This window comes from Kluyvera genomosp. 2 (genome assembly GCF_036759865.1).
GTDB classification, from domain to species: domain Bacteria; phylum Pseudomonadota; class Gammaproteobacteria; order Enterobacterales; family Enterobacteriaceae; genus Kluyvera; species Kluyvera ascorbata_B.
Genome location: NZ_JAPKIA010000019.1, coordinates 66,083 through 85,352, shown reverse-complemented (window position 1 = coordinate 85,352; position 19,270 = coordinate 66,083). Strand labels below are relative to the sequence as shown.

At 57.6% G+C, this 19,270-nt stretch carries 19 protein-coding genes and 1 pseudogene; 3 read left to right on the top strand and 17 right to left on the bottom strand.

The window, feature by feature from the left end; translation table 11 throughout:
* Positions 1 to 49 precede the first annotated feature (49 nt).
* The 10 genes from dagF to pmbA all read right to left on the bottom strand — a co-directional run bounded on the left by dagF (position 50) and on the right by pmbA (position 7,670).
* Positions 50 to 790, bottom strand: a complete 741-nt coding sequence (dagF, locus tag V6942_RS19360) for a 2-dehydro-3-deoxy-phosphogluconate aldolase (protein WP_106927574.1) — start codon at positions 788 to 790, stop codon at positions 50 to 52.
* Positions 787 to 1,905: a DgaE family pyridoxal phosphate-dependent ammonia lyase gene (locus V6942_RS19355; protein WP_182929570.1), complete on the bottom strand. Its 1,119-nt coding sequence runs from the start codon at positions 1,903 to 1,905 to the stop codon at positions 787 to 789. Before V6942_RS19355 ends, dagF begins: the two co-directional genes overlap by 4 nt.
* The gene (locus tag V6942_RS19350; RefSeq protein ID WP_333501680.1) at positions 1,889 to 3,022 is read right to left on the bottom strand and encodes an amidohydrolase/deacetylase family metallohydrolase; all 1,134 of its coding nucleotides are present in this window, start codon (positions 3,020 to 3,022) and stop codon (positions 1,889 to 1,891) included. Before V6942_RS19350 ends, V6942_RS19355 begins: the two co-directional genes overlap by 17 nt.
* 103 nt (positions 3,023 to 3,125) lie before the next feature.
* The gene (locus V6942_RS19345) at positions 3,126 to 3,770 is read right to left on the bottom strand and encodes a DUF4310 family protein (protein ID WP_065358444.1); all 645 of its coding nucleotides are present in this window, start codon (positions 3,768 to 3,770) and stop codon (positions 3,126 to 3,128) included.
* Between the two features lie 12 nt (positions 3,771 to 3,782).
* Positions 3,783 to 4,559 (bottom strand): DUF4311 domain-containing protein, encoded by a 777-nt coding sequence (locus V6942_RS19340; RefSeq protein WP_065358445.1) that lies wholly within the window; start codon positions 4,557 to 4,559, stop codon positions 3,783 to 3,785.
* Between the two features lie 21 nt (positions 4,560 to 4,580).
* The gene (locus V6942_RS19335; protein ID WP_106927568.1) at positions 4,581 to 4,880 is read right to left on the bottom strand and encodes a DUF4312 family protein; all 300 of its coding nucleotides are present in this window, start codon (positions 4,878 to 4,880) and stop codon (positions 4,581 to 4,583) included.
* A gap of 1 nt (position 4,881) precedes the next feature.
* Complete coding sequence (locus V6942_RS19330; protein ID WP_004206501.1) at positions 4,882 to 5,244, bottom strand: SFCGS family glycine-rich protein; 363 nt, start codon at positions 5,242 to 5,244, stop codon at positions 4,882 to 4,884.
* A gap of 10 nt (positions 5,245 to 5,254) precedes the next feature.
* Positions 5,255 to 5,593 carry a glycine dehydrogenase gene (locus tag V6942_RS19325; protein ID WP_182929573.1) on the bottom strand — a complete coding sequence of 113 codons (339 nt, stop codon included), beginning with the start codon at positions 5,591 to 5,593 and terminating at the stop codon, positions 5,255 to 5,257.
* 289 nt (positions 5,594 to 5,882) lie between these two features.
* Positions 5,883 to 6,269 carry a cytochrome b562 gene (gene cybC / locus V6942_RS19320; protein ID WP_106927565.1) on the bottom strand — a complete coding sequence of 129 codons (387 nt, stop codon included), beginning with the start codon at positions 6,267 to 6,269 and terminating at the stop codon, positions 5,883 to 5,885.
* A gap of 60 nt (positions 6,270 to 6,329) precedes the next feature.
* On the bottom strand, positions 6,330 to 7,670 hold the full coding sequence (gene pmbA, locus V6942_RS19315) for a metalloprotease PmbA (protein ID WP_182929574.1): 1,341 nt from the start codon (positions 7,668 to 7,670) through the stop codon (positions 6,330 to 6,332).
* Between the two features lie 106 nt (positions 7,671 to 7,776).
* Between pmbA and yjgA the strand changes: the two genes are divergently transcribed.
* Positions 7,777 to 8,328 carry a ribosome biogenesis factor YjgA gene (gene yjgA, locus V6942_RS19310; RefSeq protein WP_182929575.1) on the top strand — a complete coding sequence of 184 codons (552 nt, stop codon included), beginning with the start codon at positions 7,777 to 7,779 and terminating at the stop codon, positions 8,326 to 8,328.
* A gap of 141 nt (positions 8,329 to 8,469) precedes the next feature.
* On the opposite strand, the gene V6942_RS19305 is transcribed toward yjgA, so the two are convergent.
* Together V6942_RS19305 and mpl are read right to left on the bottom strand one after the other, a co-directional pair.
* Positions 8,470 to 8,994 carry a GNAT family N-acetyltransferase gene (locus V6942_RS19305; RefSeq protein WP_182929576.1) on the bottom strand — a complete coding sequence of 175 codons (525 nt, stop codon included), beginning with the start codon at positions 8,992 to 8,994 and terminating at the stop codon, positions 8,470 to 8,472.
* Between the two features lie 210 nt (positions 8,995 to 9,204).
* Positions 9,205 to 10,575, bottom strand: coding sequence for a UDP-N-acetylmuramate:L-alanyl-gamma-D-glutamyl-meso-diaminopimelate ligase (gene mpl / locus V6942_RS19300; RefSeq protein WP_106927557.1), 1,371 nt, complete (start codon positions 10,573 to 10,575; stop codon positions 9,205 to 9,207).
* Positions 10,576 to 10,751: 176 nt separating this feature from the next.
* Here mpl and fbp point away from each other — a divergent pair, with 176 nt between their 5' ends.
* Complete coding sequence (gene fbp / locus V6942_RS19295; protein WP_106927555.1) at positions 10,752 to 11,750, top strand: class 1 fructose-bisphosphatase; 999 nt, start codon at positions 10,752 to 10,754, stop codon at positions 11,748 to 11,750.
* Between the two features lie 124 nt (positions 11,751 to 11,874).
* On the opposite strand, the gene V6942_RS19290 is transcribed toward fbp, so the two are convergent.
* The 5 genes and pseudogenes from V6942_RS19290 to ytfQ all read right to left on the bottom strand — a co-directional run bounded on the left by V6942_RS19290 (position 11,875) and on the right by ytfQ (position 18,230).
* On the bottom strand, positions 11,875 to 13,437 hold the full coding sequence (locus V6942_RS19290) for a methyl-accepting chemotaxis protein (protein WP_182930676.1): 1,563 nt from the start codon (positions 13,435 to 13,437) through the stop codon (positions 11,875 to 11,877).
* 86 nt (positions 13,438 to 13,523) lie between these two features.
* Entirely contained in the window at positions 13,524 to 14,525 is a 1,002-nt protein-coding gene (yjfF, locus tag V6942_RS19285; protein WP_333501679.1) for a galactofuranose ABC transporter, permease protein YjfF, read from the bottom strand.
* Positions 14,515 to 15,535, bottom strand: a pseudogene (ytfT, locus tag V6942_RS19280) (galactofuranose ABC transporter, ATP-binding protein YtfT); the annotation flags it as partial. The pseudogene ytfT and the gene yjfF, both read right to left, overlap by 11 nt.
* Before the next feature lie 13 nt (positions 15,536 to 15,548).
* Complete coding sequence (ytfR, locus tag V6942_RS19275; RefSeq protein WP_333501678.1) at positions 15,549 to 17,051, bottom strand: galactofuranose ABC transporter, ATP-binding protein YtfR; 1,503 nt, start codon at positions 17,049 to 17,051, stop codon at positions 15,549 to 15,551.
* 222 nt (positions 17,052 to 17,273) lie between these two features.
* Positions 17,274 to 18,230: a galactofuranose ABC transporter, galactofuranose-binding protein YtfQ gene (ytfQ, locus tag V6942_RS19270; RefSeq protein ID WP_182934524.1), complete on the bottom strand. Its 957-nt coding sequence runs from the start codon at positions 18,228 to 18,230 to the stop codon at positions 17,274 to 17,276.
* A gap of 402 nt (positions 18,231 to 18,632) precedes the next feature.
* On the opposite strand from ytfQ, the gene ppa reads away from it, so the two are divergent.
* Positions 18,633 to 19,160, top strand: coding sequence for an inorganic diphosphatase (gene ppa, locus V6942_RS19265; RefSeq protein WP_004109025.1), 528 nt, complete (start codon positions 18,633 to 18,635; stop codon positions 19,158 to 19,160).
* Positions 19,161 to 19,270 lie beyond the last annotated feature (110 nt).

Genomic DNA, 19,270 nt, shown 5'->3' with positions numbered 1-19,270 from the left:
CTAACCCTCTTCCCTATGGGGAGAGGGCCGGGGTGGGGGGTTAATCGCACTACTTAACAAGCTGTTTCGTCATATCCAGCAGCTGACGCACATCCGCCGGGCGGGTATTGCCGCTCGCCTTATCAATAATCGAACTATAGATATGGGGGATAATTTTGCTTACCCCAGCATCCAGCGCAATTTTCAGGATTTCACCGTAGTTTTCCAGATCGATCCCGCCGGTAGGTTCCAGCCAGAAGTCATGCCGCGCGCAGGCTTCGGCCACGGCAATAAATTCGTCGCGGTGTTTCAGGCCGCCCATCGGGAAGTATTTGATTGAGCTGCCGCCCATATCCTTCAGCAGGGCAATGGCGGTTTCCAGCGGCACAATGCCGTCCGGCGCGTTGCTGGAGAGCGGGCCGGTGGAGATTTTAACCATGCCGACAGTACCGGTTGGCGACACCAGGCCGTTGACCACGGTCTCGCTCTGTCCCAGCAGCGCGCGACTGGTTGCCACGCCGGTGAAGACCTGGTTAACGTGCTGCGGCTGCACCTGACGGGAAATTTCGCTGACCATCGCCGACTGGTTCGGGTCGCCTGCGCCCAGACCTACAGACAGTGCGTTATCAATCCGTTTTGCGTATTCACGCATATCGGCCACCGCGCTGGCGATATCCGGATAGTTTTTGGAGAGCACGCCCACCAGCACATGACCTTCCGCCGCTTCATAAATCTCGCTAGCGTTCTGTTTGCTGCCCGCCAGAACGTTCAGGCAGACGCGGTCACGGTAAAAGTTTGGGGTCAGTTTCATGCGTTATTCTCCTTGTTCAACACTTCGGCAATACGGCGAGCCACAATCTCCAGCTGCTGGGCATCCACGCTGCGAACATCGGCTTCAATAATGCCTTCATTCGCCTTGTAGCCGCGGAAATAGATAGCGTATTCACCCTGCTTCAGCGCGTTGACCAACGCGCCGGTATTCACGCCGGTCGTCGCCTCATCAAATTTAATTTCTGCGCGCGCGATATCTCGCCCGGCGCTGTCCCAGACGACGCGCGCGGTCACGCCGTTAAGCGTGTTGAGCTGCGCGATAAACGGCGTCATCTTCGCCACCATTTCAGCACCGCTCTCTTTGGTCGCCGTCAGGTAATGTTCAATGGCGCAGGTCAGGCCCAGAATGCCCTCTTTGCCCACCTTCATGGCGCGGCCGATGCCCATCGACTGACGTTTTACCCACTCGACGTACTGGGTTTTGCCAATCACCAGCCCGCTGGTCGGCCCTTCAATCGCCTTCGCACCGCTGTAGATAACCAGGTCAGCGCCCGCCTGGTAGTAGGCGTGCAGATCCTCTTCCGCCGCCGCATCCACAATCAGCGGCACATTATGGCTGCGCGCGACCGCCGCGGCCTGCGCGACGTTAAGCATACTTTTCTGCACGCAGTGGTGAGATTTGATGTACAGAATAGCCGCGGTACGCGGGGTGATGGCTGCCGCCAGTTGGTCGGCAGAACACTCATTGGCATAGCCCGCTTCGACCAGCTTGCCGCCGCCCAGCGCCACCATCGTTCCCACCGGCGCGCCGAAGTTCACGTTATGCCCCTTCGGCAGCACAATTTCGTTGTTCTCAATCGGCGTCACGTGCAAATTTTCCAGCAGCCAATCGCTGTCTTTTACCAGCACCGCCGCCACGGATTGTGCGATACCGGCGGACGCACAAGACACCACCGTCGCCCCTTCTACACCCAGCAGCTTCGCGATATAAGCACCGGTTTTATTGACCAGATCTTTCATCTCAAAGTACTGGTTCATCCCGGCCATCGCCGCTTCAACCACTTCCGGGCGCGGGGTAGACACCCCGAGCGCCGTCATGCGGCCTGAAGTATTAATCACTTGTTTTAAATCGTATTTCTCAAAAATCGAAGGCATTTTCCGCGCTCCCTTGTTCGGTCAAATAGCCCTTGCCCGCGCGAATCGCGGCAAGCGGCAGCAGAATCTTGTCAGCCTGTAGGCTCTCTTTTTCGGCATCCAGCAGCACCGTGGGCGTCTGCGCGAGGGTAAACAGCGTGAGGTCCGCATCATAGCCAACCACCAACCGCCCTTTGTGCGTCAGGCGAAGGCCGTCGGCGGCGTGAGTGGTCACACAGTCAATCACCTGCGGTAGCGACATACCGATAGCGAGGAATTTTGACATCACCAGCGCCAGCGAGCGCACCGGGCCGTCGATGCGGTTACGGCAGTAGATATCAGAGCTGATGGTGTGCGGCAAAATACCCATCGCAATCGCCCGGCGGGCCACTTCAAAGCTGAAGCTGGCGGTGCCGTGACCGACGTCCAGACGCACGCCGCGCTTCAGCGCCCGAACGATAGAACTGCGCAGTTCACCTTCCGGCGTCAGAATGCGGTTAGGTTTGCCGTTGTAGCAGTGGGTAATGATGTCGCCCGAACTCAGCAGTTCGGCAATCTCGTCGAGGTTTGGCGGATTGTTGCCAATATGCACCATCAGCGGCAGGTCGCCGTTTTCTTTCTGAATCGCTTTACCCCGCTCCAGCGGCGTAATACCGTTTTCGCCGACCACGCTGCTGCTCATGCGCGCTTTCAAACCCACGATAAAGTCCGGGTGGCGCGCTACCGCTTGCTTCACCGCTTCGGCATCGATATTGGCCATATTGGCCAGTTCGTTCTGGGCAATCAGCCCGACGCGGGAAATATTGAGCAGCGCATAAACATCGGTCGCCGCTTTGCGGGTCAGCTGATAAAAGTCATCAACGTCGTCGGCGCCGGTGCTGCCCGCATCGATCACCGTGGTGACCCCGGTGGCGATACCCACGCTGTCCGGCTCGTCGTGATAAATCGGGGAATTCGGATAACAGTGGACGTGGGAGTCAATCCAGCCGGCGCTGACGTAATATTTGCCGTCCAGCACCACGGTTTTACGGGCAGGCGCGCTAATCTCGCCCAGCGCCGCGATTTTCCCGTCCAGAATGGCGATATCAGTCAGGGTATCGTCGACGAGGCGCGCACGGCGCAGGAGTAAATCAAACATATCTCTCTCCTGTTGGAATGGGGGCGTGTAGGCCTGATAAGCGCAGCGCCATCAGGCAGCGTTGCCGGATGGCGGCTACGCCTTATCCGGCCTACCGCAAAACTTAGCTAATCGCTACCGGGAAGATGGAGCCGAGGATCATCGCCCCGAGGATCGCACCGCCGGTGATCGGCTTCTGCCAGATGTAGAACAGCAGTGCGCCCACCAGCGAACCGATACCGATAGGAATCGAAGCGGTCATGGCGCTGAGGATAATCAACGGGCCAAGGAAGCGGCCGGAGGCGTTACCCGCGCCCATCATCACGTCGGCCCCGTAGGTGGAGTCGCTCTGGTTAATGGTGAACTTACGCGCCAGGATGATGATGTAGCCAATCGCCAGACCAATCACCAGCCCGGTAATCAGGGAGGCGATAAAGTTGGTCACCGGGAACATGATGCCCGCGCCCAGCAGCAGCGCCGGGACGCCAAGGCCGACACCCGTTTGAATCGCGCCGCCGATATCAAGGATCCCCACCAGCGAACCTTCGATGATACGGGCGAACAGGAAGCTCGCGCCGAACGCCGCCACCGCGCCGTAAGCCCCGGTATCAATCCCGGCCTTCAGCATCGCCACGAAGGCCACTTCGTTGAAGGCGCCAATGCCGTAGAGGTAGTACATGTGCGTCCCGGCAAACACGCCGGAAGAGAGCAGGCCAACGAAGATCGGGAACGACCAGTCGGCATACCAAAAACCTTTATTCTGTTCCATATCAGGCTCCTGTTATTTACCGCTGATTGAGCTGTGGATCAGATCCAGCCAGTTCGGTACGGTCAGGTGGAAGGATTCAATCATCTTCATGTCGAAACCGCGGAAGAAGGCGCTCAGGACGAACAGCGCAACGATGGCGCCCATCATCACTTTGGTCACGCGGTGCCAGCCGCTCTCTTCAACGCCTTTACCAATCAGAATACCCAGCACCAGGCCCGGTACGGCGTTGCCCATAATCAGCTGCGCCGCGCCGCCGAAGATGGTGGCCCAGAAGCCGGATTTTTTGCCCGCATCGATCGCCGCCAGCCAGAAAATAACCGGCATCACGGTGTTCACCAGCAGGTTGGCTGCCGGAACCAGTACTTTAACTGCCGTCACCTGCAGCGCCTGCGGTACGGAAGAGGCGGTCAGGTTGAGGAAGGCCACCACAATCATGCCGATGATGCCGCAGGCAATCGCCATTTTTCGCGGATCATGCAGCGTCTCGCCGACGTTGCGATTCTTAATCATCAGCGCCGCCGCACCCCAGTTCGGGATAATGCGGTGGTCAACGTCCTGGGTGAAAGAACCTGCTGCAACGGAAGAAGCCCAGGCGTTAAAGAAGAAACCGAGGCCAAAGGAGAAGTGGGAAGCCGGATCGCCTTCACAGGAGTTCAGCTCGCCCAACGTACGAAACGCCCCCATCCCCTGCGTGGTGGGCGCATGAAACATGCGTGCCGCTCCGGCGCCCACGCCGACGCCAACCAGGCCGCCGATAATGAGCGATTTTATTAAAATTATCAGGAACATAGTCTGACCCTTTGGTAAAAATCAGGTTTGCGTGACGAAATCCACTTTATCGATGTCGATGGCGGTCACGTTGACGGTAACGTCCAGCTCCACGCTGTACGCTCGTCGTTCACGGCGTAAAAAGAAGAATAAAAATGCCTCTTTTCGTACCGCTTCGCGCGCATGAACAACCGCCACATCCTGTGGCTCAATACGCAGTAGGATGCGCGATGATGTTTTCATCACCGCTGCCTGCACGTGGTTCAGGGCATCGGCGAACGCCCGTGTTTTGCTCTCGCCTTTGCCCGTGACCCTCACCGTGGTGGTGAATTGCTCTTTCATATCAAGCGCCGTACTTCTTCTTCCAGGCCTCTACCAGGCGTTCGCCCAGCTCTTCTTTGTCCATAAAGCCGAAGCCCAGCACGTTGCAGCCTTCGTTGATGGCCGTCACGCCTTCTTCCACCGAACGCATGCCGTATTTTGCTTTGTAGCCGTACTTAGTCTGTGCGGTAATAGCGCCCGCGCCGCCGCTGCCGCAGAAGGAGATGCCGAAAGTGGCGTTCTCGGCCTTCATCATGTCGCCCAGCTTCATGTCGGCGGCTACGCCCGGTACTACAACTGCACGAGCACCGGCTTTTTCCGCGCCAGCTGCCACTTTTTGTCCTTTACCCAGGCGGTCGCCAATGACTACGGTGATCTGTTCCATTTATTGCTCCTTACAGGTTGTCTTTTGCTACTTCGAAGTGAACGGAAAGCAGCCACGCCTCTTCATCAGGCAGGTTGCCGAACTCCGCGACCACTTCACGGGCAAGCATCATTGAATCGTCAGAAATCTCTTCAAACAGGCTGGCATCCACTTCCGGCAGCGGCTCGCCGCTGATGGACCGGTGGGCCATGGCCCGCACGTGGGAGGTCAGCATTTGCTCCTGCACGTCGTTAGGGGTGATGTCGCGGCGGCGTAACAGTGCGAACACCTGCTGCAACATTTTGTCGGCCAGCCGTTCGGTCTGTAGCGCCTGCTCCCCTGCGTCGTGTATTACCGCTCCGTTATTCACTCGTGTTACCCCGCTAATGTCTCTGGGGATAAACCTAACGCCGGGGGGTGGGAGTTTGTAGCGAGTTGTTTTCCACTTCGAAGTGGAAAGGTAGACGGCTTGAGTGATCGGATTCACACATTCACCACGAAAATAACGATTTCGATATATTCGCGTGATGAATGTCACGTCTGTGGGACAAGGTCATTGGAAAAGTGCATGGTAAAACGAAGGTGAAAAGTGTGATATCGGTGAAGTTTTGCGGCAGAGAAAGACGGAAGGTATCGGGCGATACCTTCCGGAGAAAGGATTAGCGGAACTTCTTGTGGTTCTCGTTGCGGGTGGTTTTGAAATCTTCCGCGGCGGCCTGAGCTTCTTTCACTTTGCCCTCGTTCGCCAGCTTCAGAGCCCCGTCAATCTGACCAATCAGGGTATCCAGACCGTGGCGATAGTCTTTCATTTCAGCGCTGTCAGCCGCTTTGCCTTCCAGCTTCGGCGGGGTCTCTTTTTTGGCATCTTCTGCTGCGGTGCGCATCTTGGTCAGCGCCGCTTTCAGCTCACCGGCGTCGGTGGACTTCTGCACGATCTGCAGATTTTCCGCCAGGGTGTCCATATCTTCGCCCAGATCGGCAAACGCCGACGCCGAACCCAGCGCCAGCGCGGAGACCGCCAGCATCGCTACCAGTTTTTTACGCATTGCTCACTTCCTTTTTATTATTTAAGTAAGCGGGCGCTGCAGGATGCGCCCGGCACGTGATTACTGCCCGGCGATTTTCATCTCCGGTAACAGTACGGAACCACATTGAATATTACTGCGTGTCTCAATATCGTCGGCGATGGTGACCATATTGCGCCACATGTCTTTCAGGTTGCCAGCGATGGTGATTTCACTCACCGGATACTGAATCTCGCCGTTTTCAACCCAGAAGCCGGATGCACCGCGTGAATAGTCGCCGGTGATGCCGCTAACACCCTGCCCCATCAGTTCTGTGACGACAAGACCCGTGCCCATCTCTTTAAGCAACTTTTCAAAACTCAGGCCGCGCCCCTTGATACGCCAGTTGTGGATGCCGCCCGCGTGGCCGGTGCTCTTCAGGCCCAGCTTACGCGCGGAGTAGTTGGTCAGCAGCCACTGGGTGAGGATGCCGTCTTTAATAATATCGCGACGCTCGGTGCGCACGCCTTCGCTGTCGAACGGCGTGGAGGCCAGCCCTTTCAGCAGATGCGGGTGCTCTTCAATAGTCAGCCACTCCGGCAGAATTTGCTTGCCGAGGGAATCGAGCAGGAAGGTGGATTTGCGGTACACCGAGCCGCCGGCGATGGCGCCCACCAGGTGACCAAACAGCCCGGTCGCGACTTCATTAGCGAAGATAACCGGCGCCTGCATGGTGGAAAGTTTACGTGGTTCCAGGCGAGACAGGGTGCGGCGCGCGCACTCTTCCCCTACCCACTCCGGCGTTTGCAGGTCGCCCAGCGCACGGCCGATGGTGTAGGCGTAGTCGCGTTCCATGTCGCCGTTGGCTTCGGCAATCACGCAGCTCGACAGCGAGTGGCGGGTGGAGCTGTAGCTTTGCAGCATGCCGTGGCTGTTGCCGAACACCTTAATGCCGTAGTGGCTGTTGAAGCTGCCGCCCTCGGTATTCGTAATGCGTTTGTCCGCTTTTAGCGAAGCCTGCTCGGCGCGCGCGGCCAGTTCGATAGCCTCATCCGGGGTGACTTCCGCCGGGTGGAACAGGTCGAGATCCGGCGCATCAAAGGCCAGCAGCTCTTTATCTGCCACGCCCGCACACGGGTCCGGCGACGTGTAGCGCGCAATATCCAGCGCCGCCTGCACGGTACGGGCAATGGCGTCCGGGCTCAGGTCGGTAGAGGACGCGCTGCCTTTACGATTCTGGTGATAAACGGTGATCCCCAGCGCGCCGTCGCTGTTGAATTCGACGTTTTCGACTTCACCGTAGCGCGTGCTGACGCTGATACCGGTGGTCTTGCTGACCGCGACTTCTGCGCCGTCCGATTGACCTGCCGCCAGCTCTAATGCCGTGGAGACTGCTTTTTCCAGCGCAATACGTTGTTCCGCAACTTGTGTGATCACTTTCATCGTCTAAGCCATAATCTGAGGTAAAGTTAAATGAAGTCTAACAGAGAACCCTTTCTCAGTATGCGCTCAAGCTGTTAGTATTAGCCTCTTTTTTAAGGAGCCTGAAATGACAAAGCAGCCCGAAGACTGGCTCGACGAAGTCCCCGGTGATGATATCGAGGACGAAGATGATGAAATTATCTGGGTCAGCAAGAGTGAAATTAAACGTGACGCCGAAGAGCTGAAGAAGCTTGGTGCGGAACTGGTGGATCTCGGGAAGAACGCCCTGGACAAGATCCCACTGGACGCCGACCTGCGCGCCGCCATTGAGCTGGCGCAGCGTATTAAAATGGAAGGCCGTCGCCGCCAGCTGCAGCTGATTGGTAAAATGTTGCGCCAGCGCGACGTTGAGCCGTTCCGCCAGGCGCTGGATAAGCTGAAAAACCGCCACAACCAGCAGGTTGTTGTTTTCCATAAGCTGGAGCAACTGCGTGACCGTATGGTTGATGGCAGCGATGAAGCCATCGAAGAAGTCATGAACCTGTGGCCTGACGCCGACCGTCAGCAGCTGCGTTCGCTGGTACGCAACGCCAGGAAAGAAAAGGCTGGCAACAAGCCGCCGAAATCTTCCCGCCAGATTTTCCAGTATCTGCGCGAGCTATCGGAACACCAGGATTAAGCTTCCGTAAAATGCCCTCTTCGTGAGGGTATTTTTTTGCCATTCGCTAACGTTGGCGCAGACTGTAGGCCGGATAAGGCGTTTACGCCGCCATCCGGCAATCTGCGCTTGCATCGCCTGATGGCGCTTCGCTTATCAGGCCTACCGGCCCATGACGACATCACGTAAATCGCTGTTGAAGCGCTGGTACTGCACCTCATCAATCGGCTGCGGGTAGCTCAGCACAATTAATTCGTGATCGGCGATACCGGCGTGATAGGTCGGATGCGTATGCGGCCACGGGTTAGCGAAGAACCCCATGCCCTCATAAAAACGCAGGCGCTTGTGGGCAATGTCGGTGGTCAACGGGTCAATTTCCAGAATCGTTTTCGGCGCACGTTCGAGGATCTGCCCTAGCAGACGTTTGCCGTAGCCCTGAGAGCGTAGGCTGCTGTCAACCGCCAGATGTTCAATGTAGACGTAGCCGTCAAACGTCCAGCATCCGCTCATGCCAATAAACTGCTCACCGTCGAACCACGCTTCCAGTGCGTAGTGCGGCGAGTTGAGGGCGCGCTGTTTGGCGGGGAGTTCGCGCTGTTCGTGCCAGGGAAAGGCGTGGGTGTATAGGGTGTCCAGTGGGGGGAAGAAAACGGAGTCGGTTGAGGTAATTTTTTGAGCGGTTAGCATTTTTGGGGATTCCGGGGAAAGGGCTGGATCGAGCGAGCCCCCTCACTCCGGCCCTCTCCCCAAACGGGCGAGGGAGAAAACCGGCCGGGCCTTCTGCCCGCATGGCGAGGGAGAAAACCGACCGTGCTAGCGGCTCGATCGGTCCCCTCTCCCCCGTGGGGAGAGGGTTCGGGTGAGGGGAGAAAACCCGCTCAGCGCAACATCAGCGAATTACTCCTGCTGCGCTTTCTTCGCCAGCCCGTCGAGCAGCTTCTGATGAATGCCGCCGAAGCCGCCGTTACTCATCACCAGAATATGGTCGCCTGGCTCGGCGCTTTTGACGATCATATCCGCCAGCGTATCCACGTCGGCGCTCCAGTGCGCAGGCTGCACGCAGGCCTCTGCCACTTCCGCCACCTGCCACGGGATATGCTGCGGCTGCAGCAGGAAGACTTCGTCCGCGCGGCCCAGCGATGGCGCCAGGTCGTCTTTGCAGACGCCCATTTTCATGGTGTTCGAGCGTGGCTCCAGCACGGCAATAATTTTCGCCGTACCGCCGACTTTACCGCGCAGCGCTTGCAGCGTCGCGAGGATAGCCGTTGGGTGATGTGCGAAGTCGTCGTAAACGCAAACGCCGTTAGCTTCACCGCGCAGCTCCAGACGGCGGCGGGCGTTAATAAAGCTACCCAGCGCGTTGGCCGCATCGGCCGGGGTCACACCCACATGACGCGCGGCGGCAATCGCCATCAGCCCGTTATGCATGTTGTGTTCACCCACCAGGCCCCACTTCACTTCGCCGACTTTTTCACCGTCGAGCAGCACTTCCCACTCGGAGGCGTCGGTATTGAGTTTCTTCGCCTGCCAGTGGCCCTGTTCGCCCACCAGCTCCTGTTCGCTCCAGCAGCCCATTGCCATCACCTGCTTCAGGTTCGCGTCGTTTTCCGGCAGGATAATGCGGCCCTGGCCCGGAACGATGCGCACCAGATGGTGGAACTGTTTCTGGATAGCTTTCAGATCGTCGAAGATGTCCGCGTGATCGAACTCAAGGTTGTTGAGGATCAGCGTACGCGGGCAATAATGCACGAATTTAGAACGCTTATCGAAGAACGCGCAGTCATATTCATCGGCTTCAATCACGAAGAACGGGCTGTCGCCCAGACGCGCGGAAACCTCAAAGTTGCCCGGCACGCCGCCGATAACAAAGCCCGGCTTATAGCCGCACTCTTCGAGGATCCAGGTCGCCATCCCGGCGGTGGTAGTTTTACCGTGGGTACCGGCAACGGCCACGACCCAGCGATCGCGCAGCACGAAATCGTGCAGCCACTGCGGCCCGGACATGTACGGAATGTTCTTCTCCAGCACCGCTTCCACGCACGGGTTACCGCGCGTCATGGCGTTGCCAATGATGACCAGGTCAGGCTGCGGATCAAGCTGGCTGGCGTCATAGCCCTGAATTAAATCAATGCCTTGCTTTTCAAGCAGCGTGCTCATCGGGGGATACACATTGGCATCCGAACCCGTGACTTCGTGACCCAGCGAACGTGCCAGCATCGCCAGACCGCCCATGAAGGTGCCACAAATACCCAAAATATGAATGCGCATACGTCACTATCCTTTTTTTATCTGCCCCGCATTTTACCCATATGTTTGCCGGCAGAGAAATGCATTTCAGGATATTCCGTAGTTTGCTGGCGCGATTCACCTGTGCGATTTTTTTTTATTCTTTGTTAGTATTGTTGCAGCCGTTTTACTCAACATCCACTGTCAGGGAAAGTGTTATGAAAACGTTAGGTGAATTTATTGTCGAGAAGCAGCACGAGTTCTCTCATGCTACCGGTGAGCTCACTGCTTTGCTGTCGGCAATAAAGTTAGGTGCCAAGATCATCCACCGCGATATCAACAAGGCCGGTCTGGTCGATATCCTGGGTGCCAGCGGCGCTGAAAACGTACAGGGAGAAGTACAACAAAAGCTCGATCTGTTCGCGAACGAGAAACTGAAAGCAGCGCTGCGTGCACGTGATATCGTCGCCGGTATCGCCTCCGAAGAAGAAGACGAAATCGTCGTCTTTGACGGCTGTGAGCACGCAAAATACGTGGTCCTGATGGACCCACTGGATGGCTCATCTAACATCGACGTTAACGTCTCTGTCGGTACCATCTTCTCTATCTACCGCCGCGTGACCCCGGTGGGCACCCCGGTTACCGAAGAAGACTTCCTGCAGCCGGGTAACCGCCAGGTCGCCGCTGGCTATGTGGTTTATGGCTCCTCAACCATGCTGGTGTACACCACCGGCTGCGGCGTGCATGCCTTCACCTATGACCCGTCGCTGGGCGTGTTCTGCCTGTGTCAGGAGCGCATGCGCTTCCCGCAGCGCGGCAGCACCTACTCCATCAACGAAGGGAACTACATCAAATTCCCTAACGGCGTGAAGAAATACATCAAATTCTGCCAGGAAGAAGATAAAGCCACGCAGCGTCCGTATACCTCCCGCTATATCGGCTCTCTGGTCGCCGACTTCCACCGTAACCTGCTGAAAGGCGGCATCTACCTGTACCCAAGCACCGCCAGCCACCCGGAAGGGAAACTGCGCCTGCTGTACGAGTGCAACCCGATGGCATTCCTGGCGGAACAGGCCGGCGGTAAGGCCAGCGACGGTAAAGAACGCATTCTGGATATTCAGCCGGAAAGTCTGCACCAGCGCCGTTCGTTCTTCGTCGGCAACGACCATATGGTTGAAGACGTTGAGCGTCTGATTCGTGAGTACCCGGACGCGTAATCGTAGCATCCCGGCCTACATCACCCTGTAGGCCGGATAAGCGAAGCGTCGCCCGGCACGATGCGGTGATATAGCCGGATGGCGGCGTAAACGCCTTATCCGGCCTACAATATCGGAAACCTGATTAAGACACCTGCAACCTGAACGACGCCATTGCCGCCGTCAGCGCCTGCGACTGTTCTTCCAGCGAGCGGGTTGCCGCAGAAGACTGCTGTACCAGCGCCGCGTTCTGCTGCGCGGTTTCATCCATCTGGCTCACCGCAATATTGACCTGCTCGATGCCGCGGCTCTGCTCCTGCGAAGCGCTGGCGATTTCGCGCATCAACTTCGTCATGCGCATGACCTCACCGGCAATCTCGTCCATGGTTTCCCCGGCCTGCTGCGCCAGGTCGCTGCCTTCGTTCACGTGAGTCTGCGAGTCGGCAATCAACTGGCGAATCTCTTTTGCCGCATCGGCGCTGCGGCTGGCGAGGTTCCGCACTTCCCCTGCAACAACGGCAAAACCACGCCCCTGCTCACCGGCGCGGGCCGCTTCTACCGAAGCGTTCAGCGCCAGAATATTGGTCTGGAAGGCAATACCGTCAATCACGCCGAGGATGTCGGCAATACGTTTGGCGCTACCGGTGATATCCTGCATTTTCTCAATGACATAGCACACCATCTCGCTGCCGCGATCGGCGGTATCGGAAACCGCCTGCGCCAGTTTATGCGCCTGATCGGCGTTGTCGGCGTTCTGCTTCACGGTGGCGGTCAGCTCTTCCATACTGGCGGCGGTTTGCTCCAGCGAAGTCGCCGTGGATTCCGTACGCTGCGCCAGATGGTTGTTGCCCGCCGTCAGCTCACGGCTGCCGACATCAATCTGCGAACTGGCGTCACGCACCCGCAGCACCGAGTTCATCATCGACTCGCGCATACCGGCAATCGCCACGTTCAGGCGTTGAATCTCCGCGCCGCTGGCTTCCAGCGAGGCAGGGGTTAAATCGCCGCTGGCCACGCGCTCCAGTTGGCCAATCGCCGCCGCCAGCGGCTTCAGCAGCAGATGACGCAGCTGGAACCAGCCCAGCGCCATCACGCCGGCGGTCAGCGCGATAGCGATGATCATCAGCGTCAGTACCTGATTTTTCGTGCTGTGCACCGCCGCCACTTCGCGCTGCCCGCGCAATTCGCCCCAGTCCTGGAAAGCGTGAACGGCGTTATCAAACTGACGGGAGACGGGAATCATGGTCTTTTCCAGCAGATCATAATAGCTGTCGACATTTTGCTGATTCAGCGCCGTCAGCATCGGTTTGATCGCCTGAACGTTATAAATTTCAAAGCTTTTCGCCACATTAGCCATCAGCTTCGCGCCGTCGGCATCGTCCATCGATGACTGACTCACGCGGGTGATGATCTTCTGCGCCATAGCCACTTCCCCGTCCAGGCCTTTAACGGCTTTCGCCGCATCATCCAGCATACCGATTTCCATCAGCCTGACCGCCTGGCTGGCTTCATTACGCGCGCGCAGCAGCAGCGTGTAACCTTCGTTGAGCTGGGTCATTTGCTCGCTCTGCAGGTGGTCGATGCGCTGAAGCGAAGCGGAACTTTGGGTGAGAGCATAAATGCCGATGCCGCTGACCAGGATCAGCAGGAGGGTCATCACGGCGAGCAGGGACAGCAGGCCGGTACGGATAGAGAGCGTTTTTAGCATCATAGTGTTGTCCGGTAGCAGGGGTACTGTTTGGCGTAAATGATTGGTATCGGCTGCTACCGGAAAAACTTTAGCGTTTCAGTATGTTAGTTCTTTGTTAGCGAGACATCGACGCGGGTTACTGCGGCATTCTGCCGGTTCTCCCACATCACCGTTAGCCCGCGCTGAAGGGCGATAAAAATAAACAGCAGAACCCCGATGGCAATCTTAGTCCACCATGAACTCAGCGTGCCGTCGAAGTTGATGTAGGTCTGAATCAGCCCCTGAATCCCCACCCCGAACAGCGTCCCCAGCACCGTACCGACACCGCCGCTCAGCAGCGTGCCGCCAATCACCACTGACGCGATGGCGTCGAGCTCAACCCCCACGCCCGCCAGCGCGTAGCCCGCCTGGGTGTAAATTGAGAAGACAATGCCCGCCAGCGTTGCCAGCCCCGTCGACAGCATATAAATACGCACGATGGTGCTGCGGGTTGGGATGCCCATCAGATTGGCCGAGGTGGCGTTACCACCAATAGCGTAGACCTGGTTGCCAAAGCGCGTGCGGTGGGCAAGAAATATCCCCAGCACCACGATCAACAACATCAGTAACCCCATGGCGCTTAGCCGCCCGCCGCCGGGGATCGTCCACGCCAGGCCGGAAAGCGTGTCGTACAGCGGATGATCGATAGGAATCGACTCTTCAGACACCAGATAGCTGACGCCGCGCAGGAAGAACATCCCGACCAGCGTAATAATAAATGCCGGGATCTTCAGTGCATCAATCAGCCAGCCCATAAACGCACCGAAAGCGCAGCCCATCACCAGCACCAGCGGGAAGGCCACCAGCGGCGACAGCCCCCAGTAGCCAATCGCTTTGGCAAGGAAAACGCCGGTAAAGGCGATCACCGAACCCACGGAAAGATCGATACCGCCAGAGAGAATCACAAAGGTCATCCCCACTGCCACAATGCCCAAAAAAGCGTTGTCGGTCAGAATATTGCAGATGACCCGCGTCGATGCGAAGCCGGGAAACTGGGTCAGGCAGTAGAAATAGCCAAGCACAAACACGCCCAGGGTGATCATCAGCGGCAAATGACGTTTTATCATGGCCCCGGCCTCCTCTTCAGCAGTTGAATAAATCGCGGAGACTGGACGATGAGAACGCACATCACCACCACCGCTTTGACCACCTGATTCAGCTCCGGCGGGAAGCCGGAGAGCAAAATCCCGGTGTTCATCCCCTGAATAATGAGCGCACCGACGACCGACAGCAGCAGGTTAAAGCGCCCGCCCATCAGCGAGCCGCCGCCGATCACCACCGCCAGAATGGCGTCCAGCTCCAGCCACAATCCGGCGTTGTTGGCATCGGCGCCGCGAATATCCGCCGCCACGATGGTACCGGCAATCGCCGCGCAAATGCCGCTCAGCACGTAGGCCAGCATCACCACAATACGGGTATTCACACCGGCGTTTTTCGCCGCACGAATGTTGATGCCCACCGCTTCAATAAACATCCCGAGCGCGGTTTTACGGACCAGCACCCAGAAGATCACCAGCGTAAGCAGCGCGATAATCACCGGGGTCGGAAATAACAGCAGCTGACCGCTGCCGATCCACGCCAGCGACGGCGAATCGAAGGTAACGATCTGCCCGGAGGTGATCAGCTGCGCCACCCCGCGTCCAGCCACCATCAGGATCAGCGTGGCGACAAACGGCTGGATTTTAAGGATCGCCACCAGAATGCCGTTCCACAGCCCCGCCAGCACGCCGGCACCCAGCGCCACCAGCAGCACAACCGGTAGACTGTGCCCGGCGACGGTCATGGAGGCAGCGGTCGCACCAGCAATGGCCATCACCGCACCGACGGAAAGATCGATACCGCCGGTGGCAATCACCAGCGTCATGCCGATCGCCAGCAGCGCCACCGGGGCCGCGCGGTTGAGAATATCAATCGGGCTACCGAACAGGCGGCCGTCCTGAAGCGTGACCTGGAAAAAGTGCGGTGCCACCAGACTATCGACCAGCAGCACCAGAATTAACGCCGCAATCTGCGGCATGCCCGGTGGCCAGCGGAAACGGCGCTCGGGCTTAGCGGGTTGAGGAACGGTTCGGGGCATCACGGTTAACTCCTTAGGCCGCAATAGCGTTCATAATGGCGGGAACGGAAAGCTCAGCGAGCGGGATCTCCGCCACCTGCTGACGATCGCGCATGATGATCACGCGATCGGCGTAGCCCACCAGCTCTTCCAGCTCGGACGAGATCACCAGCAGCGCCAGGCCATCCGCACAAAGGGTTTCGATCAGGCGGATAATCTCCGCGTGCGCGCCCACGTCGATCCCGCGCGTGGGTTCATCCAGGATCAGGAACTGCGGCCGCGTCAGCAGCCAGCGCGACAGCAGCACCTTCTGCTGATTGCCGCCGGAAAGAAACTCCACCGGCTGCTCGGCGCTGGGCGTGCTGATCGCCAGCTGGCGGATAAAGCGCGCCGCAATCTCGTTTTGCTCTTTACGCGGAATCGGCCGCAGCCAGCCGCGCTGCGCCTGGAGCGCCAGAATGATGTTCTCCCGCACCGACGCGGCGGCAATAATGCCGTCGGTTTTGCGATCCTCCGGGCAGAAGCCGATCCCCAGACAGGAGGCCTGATGCGGCGATCGCAAGGTTTGCGGTTTTCCTTTGATCGTCGCCTGGCCGCTGTCGGCGGGATGAATGCCGAAGATCACCTCCGCGGTTTCGGTGCGCCCGGATCCGAGCAATCCCGCCAGGCCAACGATCTCGCCGGGCCTCACGTGCAGATCGAACGGCGCGATGGTGCCTTTTTTGCCGTACCCCTCGAACGAGGCGACCGGTTTATCGCTCAGTAACGTACGCCCGGCGCGCTGCAACGCCTGATGCTCCAGCTCACGGCCGAGCATCATTTTGACCAGTTCAATTTGCGGCAGCTCGCGCGTTTCCCGGCAGCCGACGAACGCTCCGTTGCGCAGTACCGTGATCCGATCGCTGACCGCATACACCTGATCGAGGAAGTGGGTGACGAAGATCAGGCTAACGCCCCGATCGCGCAGCTGGCGCATCAGGGTGAACAGCATCTCAACCTCTTTGGTATCCAGACTGGCGGTGGGTTCATCGAGGATCAGCACTTTTGCCGACAGGTCGATCGCCCGGCAGATAGCCACGATCTGCTGCATCGCTACGGAAAAACGGTTCAGCGGCTCACGCACGTCGAGGGAAAAACCGTAGGACGCCATCAGCGCCGTGGCGCGTCGCTCCATCTCTTTACGCCGCAGAAAGCCACATCGCTTCGGCTCACGGCCAATAAACAGATTATCCGCCACCGACATGTTCGGCAGCAGGTTCACTTCCTGGTAGACCGTGCCGATACCCAGCTGCTGGGCATGGGCGGTGTTTTTCGGCTGAATTTGCTGGCCTTCAAGCCAGATGCTGCCGCCGTTGGGGTGATAAACGCCGGTCAGCGCTTTGATAAGCGTGGATTTGCCCGCACCGTTTTCGCCGAGCAGCGCCATAATTTCACCGCGCCGCAGGCTGAAGTTGACGTTATCCAGCGCTTTGACGCCGGGAAAGTACTGACAGAGCCCCTCGGTGCGGAGGATTTCCGGGTTGGTTTCAGTGGTCATGGTGCGCTCCCCCTCATCCTGGCCCTCTCCCCAAGGGGAGAGGGGACGTATTGTGCCTGACTTGCAGCCCGCACCGCTCGGCGAGGGGCTCGCTCCTGTAGGCCGGATAAGGCGCGACAGCGTCGCCATCCGGCATGGTTGCATTGCCTGATGGCGCTTCGCTTATCAGGCCTACCGGTTTGCAGGCCCGATATGTGAAGCGCCATCAGAGGGGGTTATCCCTTAGTACCCCATATTTTTCTTCTTCTCTAACTCTTCTTTCGCCGTATCCGGCAGGTACAGCGTGGACTTGGTCAGGGTCACTTTTTCCGGCAGGGTGCCGTCTTTTTTGAATTTCTCCAGCGCATCAAACGCCGGGCCGGCCATATTTGGCGTCAGCTCGACGCTGGCGTTGGCTTCGCCGGCAATCATCGCTTTGTAGATATCCGGTACGCCGTCAATCGAGCCGGTGAGAATATCTTTGCCCGGCTTCAGTCCGGCCTCTTTGATGGCCTGAATCGCCCCAATCACCATGTCGTCGTTATGCGCGTAAACCATGCAGATATTCTTGCCGTTGTTCTCCGCCTTGATGAAGCTCTCCATCACCTCTTTGCCCTTACTGCGGGTAAAGTCGCCGGACTGGGAACGGATAATCTTGATGTTAGAGGCTTTAGAAATCGCATCGGCAAAACCTTTCTTACGGTCAATCGCCACGCTCGCACCCACCGTCCCTTGCAGCTCCACCACGTTACACGGTTTGCCATCAACGGTTTTAATCAGCCATTCGCCAATCAGCTGCCCTTCCAGCACGTTATTGGCGGTGACGGTGGTCATGTACAGCGATTTGTCTTTCACATCGATAGAGCGGTCGAGCAGGAAGACCGGGATGTTGGCCTCTTTGGCTTCTTTCAGCACCGGCTCCCAGCCGGTGGCCACCACCGGGGCAATAAAGATAGCGTCCACACCCTGGGCGATGAACGAGCGGACGGCTTTAATCTGGTTTTCCTGTTTTTGCTGGCCGTCGGCAATCTTCAGCGTGATGCCGCGTTTTTCCGCTTCCTGCTTCGCGACGCTGGTTTCCGCCGCGCGCCAGCCGGATTCAGAGCCGACTTGCGAAAATCCTACCGTTAAGGGTGCAGCCATGACCATAGACGACATGGCTGCGGAAACTGCTGTAACAAGAAGTAAGCGCTTCCACATAGAGGTATCCTCGTAGGGTTATTGTTGGTCAGAGATTCATCTGCGGAAAAACTATAGACAATAGGGTATGTAACGGAATGCGTTACATCACACTTCAAAAAAGTAAATTAGTTGTTAAGCAACGGTACAATGAGGAGTTCAGGGAGGAGTAGGCGTTGCGCACCCATTGACGGCTATCGTTTTTGTGGAAATTTTGCACGCCGTGCGGTCATTTTTCGCCGTGATGTAAACGATTTCACGTTTTTATTCAGTATGCAGCTAACTTTATGGATTTTTCGGTCATCGGAAGGGGCTGAAAAGTGCAGGTCTGCAGGCGCCCGCGATAAAACAGCTCAAGACTTTCGCAGCGAGTTGGCTATAATACCGGGCACTAGTTTGCCACACATTCTAAAGGAAACAGACATGAGCTTACTCAACGTCCCTGCGGGTAAAGATCTGCCGGAAGACATCTACGTAGTTATCGAAATCCCGGCTAACGCAGATCCTATCAAATACGAAGTCGACAAAGAGAGCGGCGCGCTGTTCGTTGACCGTTTCATGTCCACCGCGATGTTCTATCCGTGCAACTACGGTTACATCAACCACACCCTGTCTCTGGACGGTGACCCGGTTGACGTACTGGTCCCGACCCCGTACCCACTGCAGCCGGGTTCTGTGATCCGTTGCCGTCCGGTTGGCGTACTGAAAATGACCGACGAATCCGGTGAAGATGCGAAACTGGTTGCGGTACCGCACACCAAGCTGAGCAAAGAATACGATCACATCAAAGATGTGAACGACCTGCCGGAACTGCTGAAAGCGCAGATCACCCACTTCTTCGAGCACTACAAAGACCTCGAAGCGGGCAAATGGGTTAAAGTTGACGGCTGGGACAACGCTGAAGCGGCTAAAGCTGAAATCGTTGCTTCCTTCGAGCGCGCGAAGAAATAAGATTTCTTCCCGAGCCAACAAAAACACCGCCTTCGGGCGGTGTTTTTGTTTGTAGGCCGGATACGACAATGCCGCCATCCAACAAATGTGCACGCTATTGCCTGATGGCG

What these genes read in the sequence shown, in the direction of transcription:
- V6942_RS19340 (WP_065358445.1), bottom strand. Translation starts at nt 4,559, where the DNA reads ATGTTCCTGATAATTTTAATAAAATCGCTCATTATCGGCGGCCTGGTT.
- yjfF (WP_333501679.1), bottom strand. Translation starts at nt 14,525, where the DNA reads ATGATAAAACGTCATTTGCCGCTGATGATCACCCTGGGCGTGTTTGTG.
- ppa (WP_004109025.1), top strand. Translation starts at nt 18,633, where the DNA reads ATGAGCTTACTCAACGTCCCTGCGGGTAAAGATCTGCCGGAAGACATC.
- V6942_RS19335 (WP_106927568.1), bottom strand. Translation starts at nt 4,880, where the DNA reads ATGAAAGAGCAATTCACCACCACGGTGAGGGTCACGGGCAAAGGCGAG.
- ytfQ (WP_182934524.1), bottom strand. Translation starts at nt 18,230, where the DNA reads ATGTGGAAGCGCTTACTTCTTGTTACAGCAGTTTCCGCAGCCATGTCG.
- dagF (WP_106927574.1), bottom strand. Translation starts at nt 790, where the DNA reads ATGAAACTGACCCCAAACTTTTACCGTGACCGCGTCTGCCTGAACGTT.
- V6942_RS19350 (WP_333501680.1), bottom strand. Translation starts at nt 3,022, where the DNA reads ATGTTTGATTTACTCCTGCGCCGTGCGCGCCTCGTCGACGATACCCTG.
- yjgA (WP_182929575.1), top strand. Translation starts at nt 7,777, where the DNA reads ATGACAAAGCAGCCCGAAGACTGGCTCGACGAAGTCCCCGGTGATGAT.
- V6942_RS19290 (WP_182930676.1), bottom strand. Translation starts at nt 13,437, where the DNA reads ATGCTAAAAACGCTCTCTATCCGTACCGGCCTGCTGTCCCTGCTCGCC.
- V6942_RS19355 (WP_182929570.1), bottom strand. Translation starts at nt 1,905, where the DNA reads ATGCCTTCGATTTTTGAGAAATACGATTTAAAACAAGTGATTAATACT.
- V6942_RS19330 (WP_004206501.1), bottom strand. Translation starts at nt 5,244, where the DNA reads ATGGAACAGATCACCGTAGTCATTGGCGACCGCCTGGGTAAAGGACAA.
- V6942_RS19305 (WP_182929576.1), bottom strand. Translation starts at nt 8,994, where the DNA reads ATGCTAACCGCTCAAAAAATTACCTCAACCGACTCCGTTTTCTTCCCC.
- mpl (WP_106927557.1), bottom strand. Translation starts at nt 10,575, where the DNA reads ATGCGCATTCATATTTTGGGTATTTGTGGCACCTTCATGGGCGGTCTG.
- ytfR (WP_333501678.1), bottom strand. Translation starts at nt 17,051, where the DNA reads ATGACCACTGAAACCAACCCGGAAATCCTCCGCACCGAGGGGCTCTGT.
- cybC (WP_106927565.1), bottom strand. Translation starts at nt 6,269, where the DNA reads ATGCGTAAAAAACTGGTAGCGATGCTGGCGGTCTCCGCGCTGGCGCTG.
- V6942_RS19345 (WP_065358444.1), bottom strand. Translation starts at nt 3,770, where the DNA reads ATGGAACAGAATAAAGGTTTTTGGTATGCCGACTGGTCGTTCCCGATC.
- pmbA (WP_182929574.1), bottom strand. Translation starts at nt 7,670, where the DNA reads ATGAAAGTGATCACACAAGTTGCGGAACAACGTATTGCGCTGGAAAAA.
- fbp (WP_106927555.1), top strand. Translation starts at nt 10,752, where the DNA reads ATGAAAACGTTAGGTGAATTTATTGTCGAGAAGCAGCACGAGTTCTCT.